The 16346-nt window shown below is 71.8% G+C and carries 17 protein-coding genes; 15 read left to right on the forward strand and 2 right to left on the reverse strand.

Translation table 11 applies throughout. The features are described 5' to 3' along the window. Positions 1 to 5: 5 nt before the first annotated feature. The 12 genes from ruvX to F0U47_RS19345 all read left to right on the forward strand — a co-directional run bounded on the left by ruvX (position 6) and on the right by F0U47_RS19345 (position 10515). Positions 6 to 500 carry a Holliday junction resolvase RuvX gene (gene ruvX / locus F0U47_RS19290; RefSeq protein ID WP_149752114.1) on the forward strand — a complete coding sequence of 165 codons (495 nt, stop codon included), beginning with the start codon at positions 6 to 8 and terminating at the stop codon, positions 498 to 500. After that, positions 493 to 1668, forward strand: a complete 1176-nt coding sequence (mltG, locus tag F0U47_RS19295) for an endolytic transglycosylase MltG (RefSeq protein WP_149752115.1) — start codon at positions 493 to 495, stop codon at positions 1666 to 1668. Before ruvX ends, mltG begins: the two co-directional genes overlap by 8 nt. 3 nt (positions 1669 to 1671) lie before the next feature. Further along, positions 1672 to 2475 carry a shikimate dehydrogenase gene (locus F0U47_RS19300; RefSeq protein ID WP_149752116.1) on the forward strand — a complete coding sequence of 268 codons (804 nt, stop codon included), beginning with the start codon at positions 1672 to 1674 and terminating at the stop codon, positions 2473 to 2475. After that, positions 2472 to 3230 carry a prepilin peptidase gene (locus F0U47_RS19305; RefSeq protein ID WP_149752117.1) on the forward strand — a complete coding sequence of 253 codons (759 nt, stop codon included), beginning with the start codon at positions 2472 to 2474 and terminating at the stop codon, positions 3228 to 3230. The genes F0U47_RS19300 and F0U47_RS19305 overlap by 4 nt, the downstream gene beginning before the upstream one ends. 153 nt (positions 3231 to 3383) lie before the next feature. Continuing rightward, positions 3384 to 4562, forward strand: a complete 1179-nt coding sequence (gene aroC, locus F0U47_RS19310; RefSeq protein ID WP_188111436.1) for a chorismate synthase — start codon at positions 3384 to 3386, stop codon at positions 4560 to 4562. Beyond that, positions 4559 to 5074: a shikimate kinase gene (locus tag F0U47_RS19315; protein ID WP_438362086.1), complete on the forward strand. Its 516-nt coding sequence runs from the start codon at positions 4559 to 4561 to the stop codon at positions 5072 to 5074. Before aroC ends, F0U47_RS19315 begins: the two co-directional genes overlap by 4 nt. Then, complete coding sequence (gene aroB, locus F0U47_RS19320) at positions 5071 to 6174, forward strand: 3-dehydroquinate synthase (protein WP_149752118.1); 1104 nt, start codon at positions 5071 to 5073, stop codon at positions 6172 to 6174. Before F0U47_RS19315 ends, aroB begins: the two co-directional genes overlap by 4 nt. Further along, positions 6171 to 6611 carry a type II 3-dehydroquinate dehydratase gene (locus tag F0U47_RS19325; RefSeq protein WP_149752119.1) on the forward strand — a complete coding sequence of 147 codons (441 nt, stop codon included), beginning with the start codon at positions 6171 to 6173 and terminating at the stop codon, positions 6609 to 6611. The genes aroB and F0U47_RS19325 overlap by 4 nt, the downstream gene beginning before the upstream one ends. A gap of 62 nt (positions 6612 to 6673) precedes the next feature. After that, on the forward strand, positions 6674 to 7240 hold the full coding sequence (efp, locus tag F0U47_RS19330) for an elongation factor P (RefSeq protein ID WP_149752120.1): 567 nt from the start codon (positions 6674 to 6676) through the stop codon (positions 7238 to 7240). Then, on the forward strand, positions 7240 to 7656 hold the full coding sequence (nusB, locus tag F0U47_RS19335; RefSeq protein WP_149752121.1) for a transcription antitermination factor NusB: 417 nt from the start codon (positions 7240 to 7242) through the stop codon (positions 7654 to 7656). The genes efp and nusB overlap by 1 nt, the downstream gene beginning before the upstream one ends. Before the next feature lie 52 nt (positions 7657 to 7708). Continuing rightward, complete coding sequence (locus tag F0U47_RS19340; RefSeq protein ID WP_149752122.1) at positions 7709 to 9085, forward strand: dihydrolipoyl dehydrogenase family protein; 1377 nt, start codon at positions 7709 to 7711, stop codon at positions 9083 to 9085. A gap of 86 nt (positions 9086 to 9171) precedes the next feature. After that, positions 9172 to 10515 (forward strand): hypothetical protein, encoded by a 1344-nt coding sequence (locus tag F0U47_RS19345; protein ID WP_149752123.1) that lies wholly within the window; start codon positions 9172 to 9174, stop codon positions 10513 to 10515. 1 nt (position 10516) lies between these two features. Here the strand turns inward: F0U47_RS19345 and F0U47_RS19350 are convergent, their stop codons facing one another. Continuing rightward, positions 10517 to 11905, reverse strand: a complete 1389-nt coding sequence (locus F0U47_RS19350) for an FAD-binding oxidoreductase (protein WP_149752124.1) — start codon at positions 11903 to 11905, stop codon at positions 10517 to 10519. Positions 11906 to 12044: 139 nt separating this feature from the next. Here F0U47_RS19350 and F0U47_RS19355 point away from each other — a divergent pair, with 139 nt between their 5' ends. Continuing rightward, positions 12045 to 14330, forward strand: a complete 2286-nt coding sequence (locus tag F0U47_RS19355; protein ID WP_149752125.1) for an FdhF/YdeP family oxidoreductase — start codon at positions 12045 to 12047, stop codon at positions 14328 to 14330. 2 nt (positions 14331 to 14332) lie between these two features. Beyond that, positions 14333 to 15160 carry a formate dehydrogenase accessory sulfurtransferase FdhD gene (gene fdhD / locus F0U47_RS19360; protein WP_149752126.1) on the forward strand — a complete coding sequence of 276 codons (828 nt, stop codon included), beginning with the start codon at positions 14333 to 14335 and terminating at the stop codon, positions 15158 to 15160. Here fdhD and F0U47_RS19365 read toward each other — a convergent pair. Next, positions 15150 to 16052, reverse strand: coding sequence for a LysR family transcriptional regulator (locus F0U47_RS19365; protein ID WP_149752127.1), 903 nt, complete (start codon positions 16050 to 16052; stop codon positions 15150 to 15152). The two genes, fdhD and F0U47_RS19365, sit on opposite strands and share 11 nt — an antisense overlap. A 91-nt stretch (positions 16053 to 16143) precedes the next feature. Here F0U47_RS19365 and F0U47_RS19370 point away from each other — a divergent pair, with 91 nt between their 5' ends. Further along, the gene (locus tag F0U47_RS19370; RefSeq protein WP_149752128.1) at positions 16144 to 16314 is read left to right on the forward strand and encodes a CsbD family protein; all 171 of its coding nucleotides are present in this window, start codon (positions 16144 to 16146) and stop codon (positions 16312 to 16314) included. Positions 16315 to 16346: the final 32 nt, after the last annotated feature.

Consider the following 16346-nt stretch of genomic DNA (forward strand, 5'->3'; position numbering starts at 1 on the left):
TCCCGATGAGGTGGGGCGTCCGCCTCGGCGTGGATCCGGGTGACGCCCGGATCGGCGTCGCGCGCTGCGACCCTTCCGGGATGCTCGCCACACCCGTCGAGACGGTCCGCCGCGGGAAGGGCGACCTCCGGCGGCTGCGCCAGCTGGTGGCGGCCGAGGAGGCGGTCGAGGTGGTCGTCGGCCTGCCGCGCTCGCTGTCGGGGGGCGAGGGCCCGGCAGCGGAGAAGACCCGGTCGTTCGCCGTACGTCTGGCGGAGCGGATCGCACCCGTGCCGGTGCGCCTCGTCGACGAACGTCTCACGACCGTGACGGCGGAGGCTATGCTCCGCGATCAACGCAAGGGACAGCACCGACGCGCCGTGGTCGACCAGGTCGCGGCCGTCGTGATCCTTCAGCACGCTCTCGACACCGAGCGCGCGACGGGTCGAGCACCCGGAGAGGTGGTGGCGGTGGGGAGCGCTGACCATCCCGGGACGGACGTCGAGGAGACGCATGAGTGACCCGCACAACCTGGGGGAGAGCCTGACTCGGCTCGACGCACCGGACGCACCGCAGCGCGCCGGCAGGCGACGCAGCAAGAAGCGCTTCTCGGGGTGTCTGCCGATGCTCGTGTTCGTGACGATCGGGGTCGTCCTCATCGCCGCTGCCGCCAACTACGTGGTGCGGCCGTGGGTCGAGGACCTGTTCGCGGACCCGGAGGACTTCCCCGGGCCCGGCAAGGGCCAGGTCGTGTTCGTCGTCGACCCCGGCCAGTCGGTGTCGTCGATGGGCGAGGAGCTCGAGGAGCTCGGCGTCGTGGCGTCCGCCGAGGCGTTCGTCGACGCCGCCGAGGCGAAGGACCAGGAGACGCGCGGCATCCAGGCGGGGACCTACCTGCTCAAGAAGGAGATGAAGGCGTCCGACGTGGTCGACGTCCTCATCGACCCCGGCAACCTGGCGCAGGCGACGGTCACCATCCCAGAGGGCCTGCGGGTCGTCGACGTGGTCGACCGGATCGCGGAGGGGACCGACTTCACCAAGAAGCAGCTCAACGCCGCGCTGGAAGACCCCGAGGCACTGGGGCTGCCCGCCTTCGCCAACGGCAACCCGGAGGGCTACCTGTTCCCGGCGACCTACACCATCACGCCGCAGGACACCGCCGCGTCCCTCCTGGCCGCCATGGTGACGCGGTGGGAGCAGGCAGCGGAGGACCTCGACCTCGAGGGTGCCGCGAGGGAGATCGGCTACACCCCGGCCGAGCTCATGACCGTGGCCGCGCTCGTCCAGGCCGAGGGCCGCGGACGTGACATGGCGAAGATCGCCCGGGTGATCTACAACCGGGTGGAGAACCCCGGGACCGCGGGCCAGATCGGCCGGCTGCAGATCGACGCGACGGTCGACTACGCCCTCGGGCGGCCGCTCACCGTCGGGCTCACCCAGGAGGAGCGGGAGACCACGGACTCGCCGTACAACACCTTCCTGCACGCGGGGTTGCCGCCCGGCCCGATCGGCAACCCCGGCGAGGAGGCGATCCGCGCCGCGCTCGAGCCGGCCGACGGCGACTGGTACTACTACGTGACCGTCAACCTTCGCACCGGGAAGACCAAGTTCGCCGAGACGTACGCCGAGTTCCAGCAGTACCAGGCCGAGCTGCGGGAGTACTGCGACACCCAGTCGCAGGCCTGCTGAGCCGTGAGATGTGCCGTGCTGGGCGACCCGATCGCCCACTCGCTGTCGCCGGTGCTGCACCGCGCGGGGTACTCCGCCGTCGGCCTGGACTGGACGTACGACGCCGTGCGGGTGCCGGCCGGCGAGCTGGCCGGGTTCGTGGCGGGTCTCGGCGCGGAGTGGCGCGGGCTGTCGGTGACGGCACCGCTCAAGCGCGAGGCGATGGCGCTCGCGGACGCCGTGAGCGACCGGGTCGGCCTGGTCGGCTCGGCCAATACGCTCCTGCTGACCGGTGGCGAGGTGCACGCGGACAACACCGACCTGCCGGGTGCCGTGGCCGCGGTCCGTGAGCGGTTCGCCGGCCCGATCCGGTTCGCGACGATCCTCGGCGGAGGCGCCACGGCGGCATCGACCGGGCTGGCGATGGTCGAGCTGGGGGCGGACTCCGTGCGCGTCGCGGTGCGTGACCCGGCCCGGGGGCAGGAGGCCGTGGACCGGATCGCTGCACACCCGCACCGTCCGGCCGTCCGGCTGGTGTCGCTCGAGGACGCCGACGACGACACCGACGTGATCGTGTCGACGATCCCGGTGGCCGCCCAGACCGAGCAGCTGGTGGCGCGGTGCGGCGGCACCCCGCTGCTGTTCGACGTCGTCTACGATCCGTGGCCGACGCCGCTGGTCGCGGCTGCGGGTGGGACGGTCGTGTCGGGCCTCGACCTGCTCGTCCACCAGGCCGCGCTCCAGTTCACCGCGTTCACCGGCGTCGCCGCTCCGCTGCGAGAGATCCGCGCCGCCGGCGAGGCCGCGCTCCAGGAGCGGTCGGGGTGAACGAGCACCTGGCAGCGGCGCTCGTCGGGTTCGTCTCCTGCGGCGCCGGCGGCGCGCTGACGCCGTACCTCATCCGGGTGCTGCCGGAGCCGCCGCCCGTGCCCGAGGCGGAGGAGGGCGTCGAGCCGACCGCCGCCCAGCAGGCGCGGCTGGAGGAGCCGCCGAAGGAGCTCTACGCCGACCTGGGCCGCCGGCCTCGGCTCGGCATTGTCGCCGCGGCGGTCTCCGCGGTCGCCGGCGCCGGCGTCGGTGCGGCGTACGGCTGGCACTGGCTGCTCGCCCTGCTGCTGGCCCTGGTGCCCGTCGGCACCCTGCTCGGGATCGTCGACCACCGCACCCGCCTGCTCCCCTCGGTGGTGGTGCTGCCCGCCACCCTGGTGGCGCTGGCCTACGGCGGCCTGCGCTGGGCGACGACCGGTCACGCCGACGACCTGGTCCGCGGCGCGGTCTTCCTGGTGGTCGTGCGCACCGTCTTCTGGCTGCTCTGGTTCATCCGCCAAGCCGGCATGGGTTTCGGCGACGTCCGGCTCTCGGCCCTCCTCGGCTGCGTGCTCGGGTACGCCGGCGGGGTGCCCCTGCTGGTCGGGCTCTACGCGGCGTTCCTGCTGTTCGCCGTCCCCGGGCTCGTCGTCGCGATCGCCAAGCGGGACCGGAAGGTCCTCAAGAGGGCCTACCCCTTCGGGCCGTTCCTGCTCTTCGGTGCCTGGCTGGGTCTGGTGGCGGGGGAGCCGCTGGTGGCGGCGCTCTGGGGGTAGGCGGTGGGGTGCGCGGAATACCCGGTCGACCGGGTATTCCGCGGGTTGTCGGCCGTTGCAGAGGCGGACAACCCGTGGGAGAGGCGGACAACCCCGTCTCGCCCGACCACCGCGGCCACCCGCGCAGCCGGCCCGGATGGGAGAATGTGACGCATGTTGCGCTGGCTGACTGCGGGGGAGTCCCACGGCCCCTCCCTGGTCGCGATCCTCGAGGGCATGCCTGCCCACGTCGAGGTCACGACCGAGGACATCTCCGACTCGCTCGCCCGGCGACGCCTGGGCTACGGCCGGGGCGCGCGGATGAAGTTCGAGGCCGACGCGGTGCGGGTCGTCGGCGGGGTTCGGCACGGGCGGACCCAGGGCGGGCCCGTCGCGATCGAGGTCGGCAACACCGAGTGGCCCAAGTGGGAGCAGGTGATGGCGGCTGACCCCGTGGACCAGGAGGTCCTCGACGGCCTGGCCCGCAACGCCCCGCTGACCCGCCCGCGCCCGGGCCACGCAGACCTGGCCGGCATGCAGAAGTACGACTTCGACGACGCCCGCCCCGTCCTGGAGCGGGCCTCCGCACGCGAGACCGCCGCCCGCGTGGCGCTCGGCCGGGTGGCGAGCAACTTCCTCGAGCAGGCCGTGGGCGCGCAGATCGTCTCCCATGTGATCGAGATCGGCGGCGTCCGCGCGCCGTCCGGCCTCTGGCCGCAGCCGGGTGACCTCGAGCGTCTCGACGAGGACCCCGTCCGGTGCCTCGACCCCGACACGTCCAAGCTGATCGTCGAGCGGATCGACCATGCGCACAAGGACGGCGACACGCTCGGCGGCGTCGTCGAGGTCGTGGTCCACGGGCTCCCGCCGGGCCTCGGGTCGCACGTCCACTGGGACCGGCGGCTCGACGCGCGGCTGGCCGGCGCCCTGATGGGCATCCAGGCGATCAAGGGCGTCGAGGTCGGCGACGGGTTCGAGCTCGCGGCCACGCCGGGCTCGCTCGCCCACGACGAGATCGTCCCCACCGAGGCGGGCCTGCGCCGGGTGTCCGGCCGGTCCGGCGGCACGGAGGGCGGCATGACCACCGGCGAGATCCTGCGGGTCCGGGCGGCGATGAAGCCGATCGCCACCGTGCCGCGCGCGCTCCGCACGGTCGACGTCGCCACCGGTGATGAGGCCGTCGCCCACCACCAGCGCTCCGACGTCTGCGCAGTGCCGGCGGCCGGCATCGTCGCGGAGGCGATGGTCGCGCTCGTCCTGGCGGACGCCGTGATCGAGAAGTTCGGCGGCGACTCCGTCCAGGAGACCCGTCGCAACGTGCAGGGCTACCTGGACTCGCTGAGGTACCGGTGAGCCGACCCGTCGCCGTCCTCGTCGGCACCATGGGTGCCGGCAAGACGACGGTCGGCCGCCTCCTCGCCGACGCCCTCGGCGTGGGTTTCCTCGACAGCGACCACGCCGTCGAGGCGCGCGCCGGCAAGCCCGTGCAGGAGATCTTCGTCGATGACGGAGAGGCGGCCTTCCGTGCGCTGGAGCGTACGGCGGTGGCGGCCGCGCTCGACGAGCACGACGGCGTGCTCGCCCTGGGCGGCGGTGCCGTGCTGGATCCTGCGACGCGGGCGCTGCTCGAAGGGCACCGGGTGATCTTCCTCAAGGTCGGCCTCGCCGACGCGGTCAAGCGGGTCGGGCTCGGCGCCGGCCGGCCGCTGCTCCTCGGCAACGTCCGGGCGCGCGTGAAGCAGCTGCTGGACGAGCGCACCCCCGTCTACGAGGGGCTCGCCCGGATCACGGTCGACACCGACGGCCGGAGCCCACAGGACGTGGCGGCCGAGATCACCGAGCTGATCGAGGAGGGCGCCCGATGACGGACACCGCGCTGCACGTGGGCGGGCCCTCGCCGTACGACGTCCTGGTGGGCCGCGGGCTCGCCGACCGGCTGCCGGGGATCCTCGGCAGCAGCGTGCAGCGGGTGGCGTTCCTCCACGCGGCCGAGCTGACCGAGCTGGCGAAACCGGTGCTCGACGTGCTGCGGGCGGACTACGACGTGCTCGCGCTCGGGCTCCCGTCCGGCGAGGCGACCAAGGCCGCCGACGTCGCGTTCCAGTGCTGGGAGGCGCTCGGCGACGCCGGGTTCACGCGGTCGGACGCCGTGGTGACGTTCGGCGGGGGAGCGACCACCGATCTCGGCGGTTTCGTGGCCGCGACCTGGCTCCGCGGCGTGCGGGTCGTCCACGTCCCGACCACGCTGCTCGCGATGGTCGACGCGGCCGTGGGCGGCAAGACCGGCATCAACACCGGGGCGGGCAAGAACCTCGTGGGCTCCTTCCACGAGCCCGCCGGCGTCCTGGTCGACCTCGACACCCTGCTCACGCTGCCGCGGGAGGAGCTCGTCGCCGGCATGGGCGAGGTCGTCAAGTGCGGCTTCATCGCCGACCCCGTCATCCTCGACCTGGTCGAGGCCGACCCGGCGGCGGCGATCGACCCGGCAGGCGCGGTGCTGCCGGAGCTCGTCGAGCGGTCGATCCGGGTCAAGATCGAGGTCGTCGTCGCGGACCTGAAGGAGACCGGGGGCAGCGACGGCCACCCGGGCCGCGAGGTCCTCAACTACGGTCACACGATGGCCCACGCGATCGAGCGGGCGGAGGGCTACACGATGCGGCACGGCGAGGCCGTTGCGATCGGGTGCTGCTACGTCGCGGAGCTCGCCAGGCTCGAGGGCCACCTCGACGACGAGACGGCGGCACGGCACGCCTCCGTCTTCCGCGCCGTCGGCCTGCCGACCACCTACTCCGGTGCCGGGTTCGACGAGCTGCTCGCGGCGATGCGGGTCGACAAGAAGTCGCGCGGCAACACGCTGCGGTTCATCGTCCTCGACGGGCTCGCGAAGCCGGTCGTGCTGTCAGGCCCCTCGGAGGAGCACCTGCGGGCGGCGTACGACCTGATGACGGGAGGGGGTGCCGCATGACCAGGGTTCTCGTGCTCAACGGGCCGAACCTCGGGCGCCTCGGCCGCCGCCAGCCGGAGATCTACGGCCACACCACGCACGGCGACCTCGCGGACCTGTGCCGCAACTGGGGTGAGCAGCTCGGCCTGGACGTCGAGGTGCGGCAGACCAACCACGAGGGTGAGCTCCTCGACTGGCTCAACGACGCGGCCGACACCGAGACCCCGGTGGTCCTCAACGCCGCCGCGTGGACCCACTACTCCTACGCGATCTGGGACGCCTGCGCGCAGCTCACGACGACCCTGGTCGAGGTGCACATCTCCGATCCGTCCCAGCGGCCCGAGGTGTTCCGCCACACGTCGGTGGTGACGCCCCACGCTGCGAAGGTGATCGCCGGCCAGGGCGTCGACGGCTACCGCCAGGCTCTCGAATTCATCGCTGCTGACACCGACGACTAGACTCCTCCGCTGGCCCCGAACGGGCGCGAATCTCCTACATCTGCATCGAAGAAGGCTGACGCATGGCAACGACGAACGACCTGAAGAACGGCATGGTGCTCAAGCTGGAAGGCCAGCTCTGGCAGGTGGTCGAGTTCCAGCACGTGAAGCCCGGCAAGGGACCCGCGTTCGTGCGCACCAAGCTGAAGCACGTCGAGTCGGGCAAGAACGTCGACAAGACCTTCAACGCCGGCACCAAGGTCGAGACCGCGACCGTCGACCGCCGCACGATGCAGTACCTCTACAACGACGGCACCAACTACGTCTTCATGGACACGGGCACCTACGACCAGATCGAGGTCGACCCCGACATCGTCGGCGGCGCCAAGGACTTCCTGCTCGAGAACATGGAGGCGATCGTCGCCACCAACGAGGGCCGGGTCCTGTTCATCGAGCTGCCGGCGTCGGTGGAGCTGACCATCACCTACACCGAGCCGGGCGTCGTCGGTGACTCCGCGACCGGCCGCACGAAGCCCGCCACCCTCGAGACCGGCGCCGAGATCCAGGTCCCGCTGTTCATCGAGCAGGGCGAGAAGATCAAGGTCGACACCCGCGACGGCGGTTCCTACCTCAGCCGCGTGAAGTCCTGATGTCCGCTGGTGGCGCTCGCTCCAAGGCCCGCAAGCGGGCCCTGGACCTGCTGTTCGCCGCGGACCTGCGGCGGGAGTCGGTCGTCGAGTCGCTCGACCGGGCGATCGCCGAGGGCACAGGCCCGACCAACCCCTACACCGAGACCCTGGTCCGGGGCGTGGCCGAGCACCAGGCGCGCATCGACGAGGTGCTGACGTCCTACGCCCAGGGCTGGACCCTCGACCGGATGCCGGCCGTCGACCGCAACGTGCTGCGGCTCGGCGTCTACGAGCTGCTGTACGTCGACGACGTGCCGGACGCTGTCGCGGTGACCGAGGCGCTGGCGCTCGTGCGCGACCTGTCGACCGACGAGTCGCCGTCGTTCGTCAACGGCGTGCTCGGCGCGATCCTGAAGAGCAAACCGACGCTGGTCTGATTCGTCCGCGGGGATGGTTCCCCGCGACCGCCGCGCATGGAATCTTGGTGCCATGAGCGAGAGCATCGACGTCGCCGTCATCGGTCTCGGTCCCGGAGGGGAGCACGTCGCGGCGCAGCTCGCGCAGGCCGGGCTCTCCGTGCTGGGCGTGGAGAAGCACCTGGTCGGCGGCGAGTGCCCCTACTACGGGTGCATCCCGTCCAAGATGATGATCCGCGCGGCTGACGCGCTCGCGGAGACGCGACGGGTGCCGGACCTGGGTGGGTCCTCCGAGGTGACGCCCGACTGGACGCCGGTCGCGAAGCGGATCTCCGACGAGGCCACCGACGCCTGGAACGACCAGGTCGCGGTCGACCGCCTCGTCGACAACGGCGGCCGGTTCGCACGCGGCCGCGGAAGGCTGGCGGGGCCCGGCAAGGTCGTCGTCGAGACCGCCGACGGCGCGGAGGAGTACGACGTGAGCCGCGGCGTGGTGCTCAACGTCGGGACGTCACCCGCGGTGCCGCCCATCGAGGGGCTGGCGGACACGCCGTACTGGACCAACCGCGACGTCGTGAAGGTCACCGAGCTGCCTGGCAGACTGGTCGTGCTCGGCGGCGGCGCGATCGGCTGCGAGATCGCGCAGGCGTTCGCCCGGTTCGGGGTCGACGTCACGATCGTCGAGGTGGCCGACCGGATCCTCGGCCCGGAGGAGCCGGAGGCGAGCGAGGTGGTCGCCGAGGCGATGTCCGCCGAGGGCATCGGGGTCCGGGCCGGGGTGACCGTCGAGCGGATCGACCACGACCCCGACGCGGGGTTCACGCTCTTGCTGGCGGGCGGCGAGCGGATCACGGGCGAGGCGCTGCTGGTGGCCGCGGGGCGTCGTACCAACCTCGCGGACGTGGGTCTCGACACGGTCGGGCTCGACCCGTCCACCAGGTTCCTCGACACCGACGAGCAGATGCGGGCCGGCGACAGGCTGTGGGCGGTCGGCGACATCACGGGCAGAGGACTCTTCACCCACATGTCGATGTACCAGGCCGAGATCGCGGTCCGGTCGATCCTGGGCAAGGACGGCCCGTGGGCCGACTACACCGCCGTCAGCCGGGTCACGTTCACCGACCCGGAGGTCGGGTCGGTCGGCCTGACCGAGGCGCAGGCCCGGGACCGCGGCATCCGGGTGACCACCGGGAGCTACTCGCTGCCCAGCTCGAGCCGGGGCTGGATCCACAAGGCCGGTAACCATGGCGTGATCAAGGTCGTCGCCGATGCCGACCGCGGGGTGCTCGTCGGAGCCACCACGGTCGGGCCCGCGGGCGGCGAGATGATCGGCCTGCTCGCGACGGCGGTCCACGCCGCGGTGCCGGTCTCGACGTTGCGCCGGATGCACTACGCCTACCCGACCTTCCACCGGGCCATCGAGAACGCCGTGAACGAGCTGGATCTCTAGTCCAGTCCTGGGAGCATCCCTGTTTCGTCTCCCGCCGCGCGGGTTAGGGTCTGGCCATTCGTGCTGCCCTTTCTCGGGAGGTAGTGATGACCCAGGCCGACAGCGGCGTCAGTGAGAACACCTCGGACCGGTTGTTCACGCCGGAGGAGCTGGAGGACTTCGCGCGGCGCCAGGTCGAGGCGGCCCGCCGCGGCGCCGACGTCGACCCGTTGAGCGACCCGATCGACGCGGACCCGCTGGACGCGGCTGCCGCGTCCCCCGCTGCGCCGTCCGGACCACCGCCAGCGGGCCCACCGCCGACGAGCCCGCCGCCGGTGGCGAACGTGCCGTCGCTCGGCCCGCCGCCCTCCGGCCCGCCCCCGTCGGGCCCGCCACCGTCCGGTCCACCGCCGATGGTGGCCACCCAGCAGCCCGCCGTACGACCGGCGGCGACACACGTGACGCCGGCGTCCCCCGTCCCGGCACTCTCCGTCCCGGCGGCCGAGCCCCGTCGGTTCATGACCGCGACCGACTTCCTCGACCGGCGCGACAGCGACCAGCTGCTCGGCCCGGCCTCGTGGGGCTGGCGTGGCCGGGTCCGCCGGGCGAGTGGCGGCCTGATCAAGCCCAAGATGGGGCGCAAGGAGCTGGCGTACCACTCCGACCGGCAGGCCATCCAGAAGGACTTCGCCGGGCCCCGCACGATCGCGTTCATCAACCCCAAGGGCGGCGCGGCGAAGACGACCGGCGTGCTGGCTGCCGGCTACACGTTCGGCACCGTCCGCGGCGGCGGCGTGGTGGCGTGGGACAACAACGAGACGCGCGGCACCCTCGGCATCCGCGGCCAGCGAAGCAGCCACCGCAACACGACCCGGGAGCTGCTGGAGGACCTCGGCCGGTTCAAGGACGTCTACCAGTCACGGATCGGCGACCTGGGCGCGTTCGTGCGCTCCCAGGGCGACGCCCACTTCGACGTGCTGGCGTCCGACGAGCGTGCCGATGTCACCGGCATCATCCACGCCTCCGACTTCGCCGAGGTCCACGCGCTGCTGCAGCGCTTCTACCGCATCATCCTGATCGACACCGGCAACAACATGAGGGCCGAGAACTGGCTCGCCGCGGCGGAGGCCGCGGACCTGCTGGTCGTCACCAGCACGGTCCGCGAGGACACCGGCTACAGCGGCCTGTGGATGCTCGACGCGCTGCAGGACGCGGGCTACGCCAACCTCAAGCACAAGACGATCACCGTCCTGTCCGACCCGAGCGAGAAGGTCGACGGCAAGCTCGCGAGCGACCTGGTCCACGTCTACGAGCAGCGCACGCGCGGCGTCCACCGGGTGCCGTACGACCCGGCGCTGGTGTCCGGCTCGGTGGTGCCCTACGCCCAGCTCTCCGACGCGACGCGGCGGTCGTGGCTGTCCGCCTGCGCGGCGATGGCCCAGGCGCTGTAGCTCAGGTCCCGGGGCGCGGCTGGAGGACGGCGCCGGGGTTGAGGAGCCCGTCGGGGTCGAGCGCGTCCTTGATGCGCCAGCTGAGCGCGATCACGTCGGCACCCAGCTGGTCGGGGAGCGCGGACCGCTTCGCGCGACCCACGCCGTGCTCGCCGGTGATGGTCCCGCCGAGCCCGATGGCGAGTGCCATCACCTCGTCGAACGCCTGGTGGGCGCGCGCCACGGAGTCGGGGTCGGCTGCGTCGTGGACGATGATCGGGTGCGTGTTGCCGTCGCCGGCGTGGGCGACCACGGCGATCTCGACGCCCGAGCGCGCTGCGATCGCCGCCACCCCGTCGATCAGGTCCGGGAGCAACGGCACCGGCACGCCGACGTCCTCGAAGAGCACGCTGCCGCGCTGCTCGAGGGCGTGAAAGGCGTTGCGCCGGCCGGCGATGAACATTGCCGACTCCTCGGCGTCCGTCGTCGTGAAGATCTCCACCGCGCCGGCCGCCTCGCAGCAGGCGCGCATGACGTCGACCTCGGCTGCGCACGAGGCCCCCGGCGCGTCGGACTGGGCGATGAGGAGTGCGCCCGTCGACCGGTCGAGACCGTGGGACCGCCAGTCCTCGACGGCGTTGATGGAGGTGTTGTCCATCAGCTCGAGCATCGAGGCGCGGACCGTGGCGCGGATGGCCACCACCGCCCGCGACGCGGCGGTCATGTCCGGGAAGCTGCTCACCAGGGTCGCCCCGGCTCGCTGGGCAGGGATCAGTCGCAGGGTGGTCCGGGTGATGATGCCGAGCGTGCCTTCGCTGCCCACGAAGAGCTTCAGCAGCGCGAAGCCCGCGACGTCCTTGATCTGCTTGCCCCCGAGCCTGACCAGGGTCCCGTCGGCGAGCACGACGTCCATGCCGAGGACGTAGTCGGTCGTCACGCCGTACTTCACGCAGCAGAGGCCGCCGGCGTTGGTCGCGAGGTTCCCGCCGATGGAGCAGATCTCGTACGACGAGGGGTCCGGCGGGTACCACAGCCCGTGCTCGGCGGCGGCCCGCTTGACCTCGGCGTTGAGCGCGCCCGGCTCGACGATCGCGACCTGCGAGGCGGGGTCGATCTCGATCGCGCGCATCCGGTCCAGGGAGATCGTGATCCCGCCGTCGACGGCCGACGACCCGCCCGACAGCCCGGTGCCGGCACCGCGCGGGACCACGGGCACCCCGTGCGCAGCGGCCCAGCGCACGGCGCGCTGCACCTGCTCGGCCGTCTCGGCCCGAACGACGGCGATCGGGGCGCCGGCGGACCCGTCGCGAGCGAAGTCCTCGCGGTACTTCTCGATCTCCGCGGGCCCGGTCACCACGACCCCCTCGGGGAGGTCGGCGACCAGGTCGGCCAGCCTGGCGTCGGTGGTCATGCCGCGACTCTAGTGAGGCGGCGCCGGTTGATAACTGTCATTGATCGAGCGATCCAATGTTGATCTTTGACGCCCGTGAGTCGCGGGAGCACGATGAAGAGGCGGCACCCGGCCGCGGGACAGAGGTGCGGAGACAGCGATGCGTCGGAACGTGGACCCGGAGGACGACCTCTCCGTCACGCCGCCCAAGGAGTGGGCCGCCGGGGTGCCGGCCGTCGCCCACGCGATCGAGTACTCGCTGGCGCAGAGCGGCGCCCGTCGTACGGCGTTGACGCTGCTGAACATCAACCAGGTCAAGGGCTTCGACTGTCCGGGATGCGCCTGGCCGGAGCCGAACCACCGGCTCAAGAACGAGTACTGCGAGAACGGCGCCAAGCACATCAACGACGAGGCGACGACCCGCCGGGTCACCCGCGCCTTCTTCGCCGAGCACTCTGTTGCGGAGCTCGACACGAAGTCCGACTACTGGCTGAACCAGCAGGGCCGGCTCACCGAGCCGATGGTGAAGCGCGCCGGCGCCACGCACTACGAGCCGATCGCGTGGGACGACGCGTTCGGGCTGATCGCCGAGGAGCTGCAGGGACTGGGCTCCCCGGACGAGGCGATGTTCTACACGTCGGGACGGGTCAGCAACGAGGCGGCGTTCCTGCTGCAGCTGTTCGTCCGGGCGTACGGCACCAACAACCTCCCCGACTGCTCCAACATGTGCCACGAGTCGAGCGGGTCGGCGCTGGGGGAGACGCTCGGCATCGGTAAGGGCTCGGTGTCCCTCGACGACATCTACGAGTCCGACCTCGTCTTCGTCGTCGGCCAGAACCCCGGCACCAACCACCCGCGGATGCTCTCGGCGCTCGAGCAGACAAAGAAGAACGGCGGGAGGATCGTCGCCGTCAACCCGCTGCCCGAGGCCGGCCTGAAGCGGTTCAAGAACCCGCAGAAGGCGAGCGGCGTCGTCGGCCGCGGTACGACGCTCGCCGACGACTTCCTGCTGATCCGCCCGGGCGGCGACCTCGCCCTCTTCCGGATGCTCAACAAGCTGCTCCTGGAGGCCGAGGACGCGGCCCCCGGCACGGTCCTCGACCACGAGTTTATCCAGCGGGACACGACAGGCTTCGATGCCTTCGCCGAGCACGCTCGCGCGATCGAGTGGGACGACGTGCGCACCGCCACCGGGCTGACCCGCGAGGAGATCGAGCGGGTCCACGAGCGGGTGCTCGCCAGCAAGAAGATCATCGTGTGCTGGGCGATGGGTCTCACCCAGCAGCGGCACGGCGTCCCGACCATCCGCGAGATCGTCAACTTCCTGCTCCTGCGCGGCAACCTGGGCCGGCCGGGCGCCGGGGTGTGCCCGGTCCGCGGTCACAGCAACGTCCAGGGTGACCGCACGATGGGGATCTGGGAGCGGATGCCCGACGCGTTCCTGGACGCCCTCGGCGAGGAGTTCGCGTTCACGCCGCCGAGGAACCACGGATACGACTCGGTCAACGGCGTGCGGGCGATGCGGGACGGGAAGGCGAGTGTGTTCGTCGGCGTCGCCGGCAACTTCGTCCGCGCGATGTCGGACAGCGCGGTGACCGAGGACGCGCTGCGCAGGTGCCGGCTCACCGTCCAGATCTCCACCAAGCTCAACCGCTCGCACACCGTGTGCGGCGAGACCGCGCTGATCCTGCCGACACTCGGCCGCAGTGACCGCGACATCCAGGCCACCGGCGAGCAGTTCGTCACCGTCGAGGACTCGATGAGCATGGTCCACGCCTCGCGCGGACGCCTGGAGCCCGCCTCACCCGACCTGCTCAGCGAGGTCGCCATCATCAGCCGGCTGGCCCGGCGGACGCTCGGCGAGGGTGGGGCGATCCCGTGGGAGGACTTCGAGCGCGACTACGGGCTGATCCGGGACCGGATCGCCCGGATCATCCCCGGGTTCGAGGACTACAACGAGCGTGCCCAGCGCCCGGGCGGCTTCCGGCTCCCGAACCCGGTCAACGAGGGCGTCTACCGGACGCCGACCGGCAAGGCCCAGTTCTCCTGCAACGCGCTGACGATGCTGGAGGCGCCTGACGGCTACCTGGTCCTCCAGTCCCTGCGCTCGCACGACCAGTGGAACACCATCCCCTACGCGATGAACGACCGCTACCGGGGCATCCACGACGCGCGCCGGGTCGTCCTGGTCAACCCGGAGGACCTTGCCGCCCAGGGTCTCGCCGACCAGTCGCTGGTCGACATCGTCAGTGTCTGGGAGGACGGCACGGAGCGGCGGGCCGAGGGCTTCCGCGTGGTCGCCTACCCGGCGGCCCGCGGGTCGGCGGCGTCGTACTATCCCGAGACGAACGTCCTGGTCCCGCTCGACAGCGTCGCCGACGTCAGCAACACGCCGACCTCGAAGGGCGTCATCGTCCGCCTCGAGCCCCTTCCCGACGCGGGCTGACCATGGGCAGGGTGACGGTACGACGACCGGTGCTGCGGCTCCGGGACGGTGCGGCGAGCCGTCGTCCGGACGCGCTCGCCGCCGAGGAGCCGATGGAGATCCGGGTCGACGGCCGTGCCCTGACGGTGACGATGCGGACGCCGGGTGACGACTTCGACCTGGCCGTGGGCTTCCTCGTCAGCGAGGGCGTCATCGCGGCAGCGGAGGACGTGAGGTCCGTGCGCTACTGCGCCGGCGCCACCGCCGACGGCAGCAACACCTACAACGTCGTCGACGTCCAGCTCGCGCCCGGGGTGCCGCGGCCGGACGCGTCGCTGGAGCGCAACTTCTACACCACGTCGTCGTGCGGTCTCTGCGGCAAGGCCAGCCTCGACGCGGTCCGGACGACGGCGCGGTGGACGGTCGCGGACGACCCGCTGCGGATGGGGCCGGAGGTGCTGGCCGCGCTTCCCGAGCGGCTCCGCCGCGCGCAGCGGGTGTTCGACCGGACCGGTGGCCTCCACGCCGCCGGCCTGTTCTCGGCCGAGGGCGATCTGCTGTGCCTCCGGGAGGACGTCGGCCGGCACAACGCCGTCGACAAGGTGGTCGGGTACGCGTCCCAGGCTGGGCTGCTGCCGCTGCGCGGCACCGCTTTGATGGTGAGCGGGCGGGCGTCCTTCGAGCTCGTGCAGAAGGCCGTAATGGCGGGGATCCCGCTGCTGGCCGCGGTCTCGGCGCCTTCCTCGCTTGCTGCCGACCTCGCGGACGAGCAGGGCCTGACGCTCGTCGGGTTCCTCCGGGGCGCGTCGATGAACGTGTACACGGGCGCGGAGCGCGTGGTCACGGAGTGAGGGCGGCGCGCAGGTCAGCGCGTCCGGCGACCTGGACGAGCGCGCGGGTGAGCAGCGACTCCGGGCCGTGGCCGGCCAGGACCAGCCCGACCTGGAACGACCGCGCCGGCTGGGGGAGCGGGGTGACCCGCGTGCCCTCGGGGACGCCGAACGCCGGGAGCCAGGTGTGCGGGACGATGCTGGACAGCCCCATCGACGTGACGTGCTCGTACACCGCGGAGATGGTGTCGGTCTCCACGACGGGCTGGACGTCGACCCCGGCTTCGGCGAAGTAGCCGTCGAGGATCCTCCGGTTCTGCATGACCGGCGACAGCAGGCACAGGGGAGCGGAGGCCGCCTCGACCCAGGTGACGGCGTCCTTGTCGCCGAGCTCGCCGTCGACCGGCGTGAGGAAGAGGTAGCGCTCCCGGTAGAGCGGGACGACCCTGACCTGGCCGAGCGGCTCGCCGTCGACGTACGTCATGCCGACGTCGATGTCGAAGTCGTTGAGACGGCTGACGATCTCGCGCGACGACATCGACGCCAGGTGGAACCGCACGAGCGGGTGCTGCTCGCGAAGGGGCGCCGTCAGGAGCGAGGCCACGCTCAGCGCGGTCGGGATCGCACCGATCCGCAAGGTGCCGGTGAGCCCGCCGCGCATGCTCGCGAGGGTCTGGCCGAGCGCCTCGCGCTCGGCGAGGATCCGCTGGCCCCAGCGCAGCACCTGGAGGCCCTCCGGCGTGAACCCCTCGAACCGCTGCCCCCGCTGGACGATCTGTACGTCGAGCTCGGACTCGAGCTTGCGGATGCCCGCCGACAGCGCCGGCTGGGTCACGTGGCACGCCTCCGCCGCGCGGCCGAAGTGGCCCTCACGCGCCAGTGCCGTGAGGTACTCCAACTGGCGCAGCAGCATGGCGCCATGAATACCAGAGCCACGACCGGATCGGTGTCGCCCGAGCGGGTACCACCCCTGGTGAACGCACATCCGAGCGAGAGGAGATGTCGTGGGCAACCAGGACAAGCTCGAAAACACCGCTGACGACAAGGTCGGCAAGGCCAAGGAAGCCCTGGGCAAGGCGTCGGGAGACGACGAGCTCAAGAGCGAGGGCAAGACTGACCAGACCAAGGCCAACCTCAAGCAGGCTGGCGAGAAGGTCAAGGACGCCTTCCGCTGAGGAAGCGCGACCAATGACGAGAGGCCCGGGTA

This window comes from Nocardioides antri, assembly GCF_008373765.1.
Taxonomy (GTDB): Bacteria; Actinomycetota; Actinomycetes; order Propionibacteriales; family Nocardioidaceae; genus Nocardioides; species Nocardioides antri.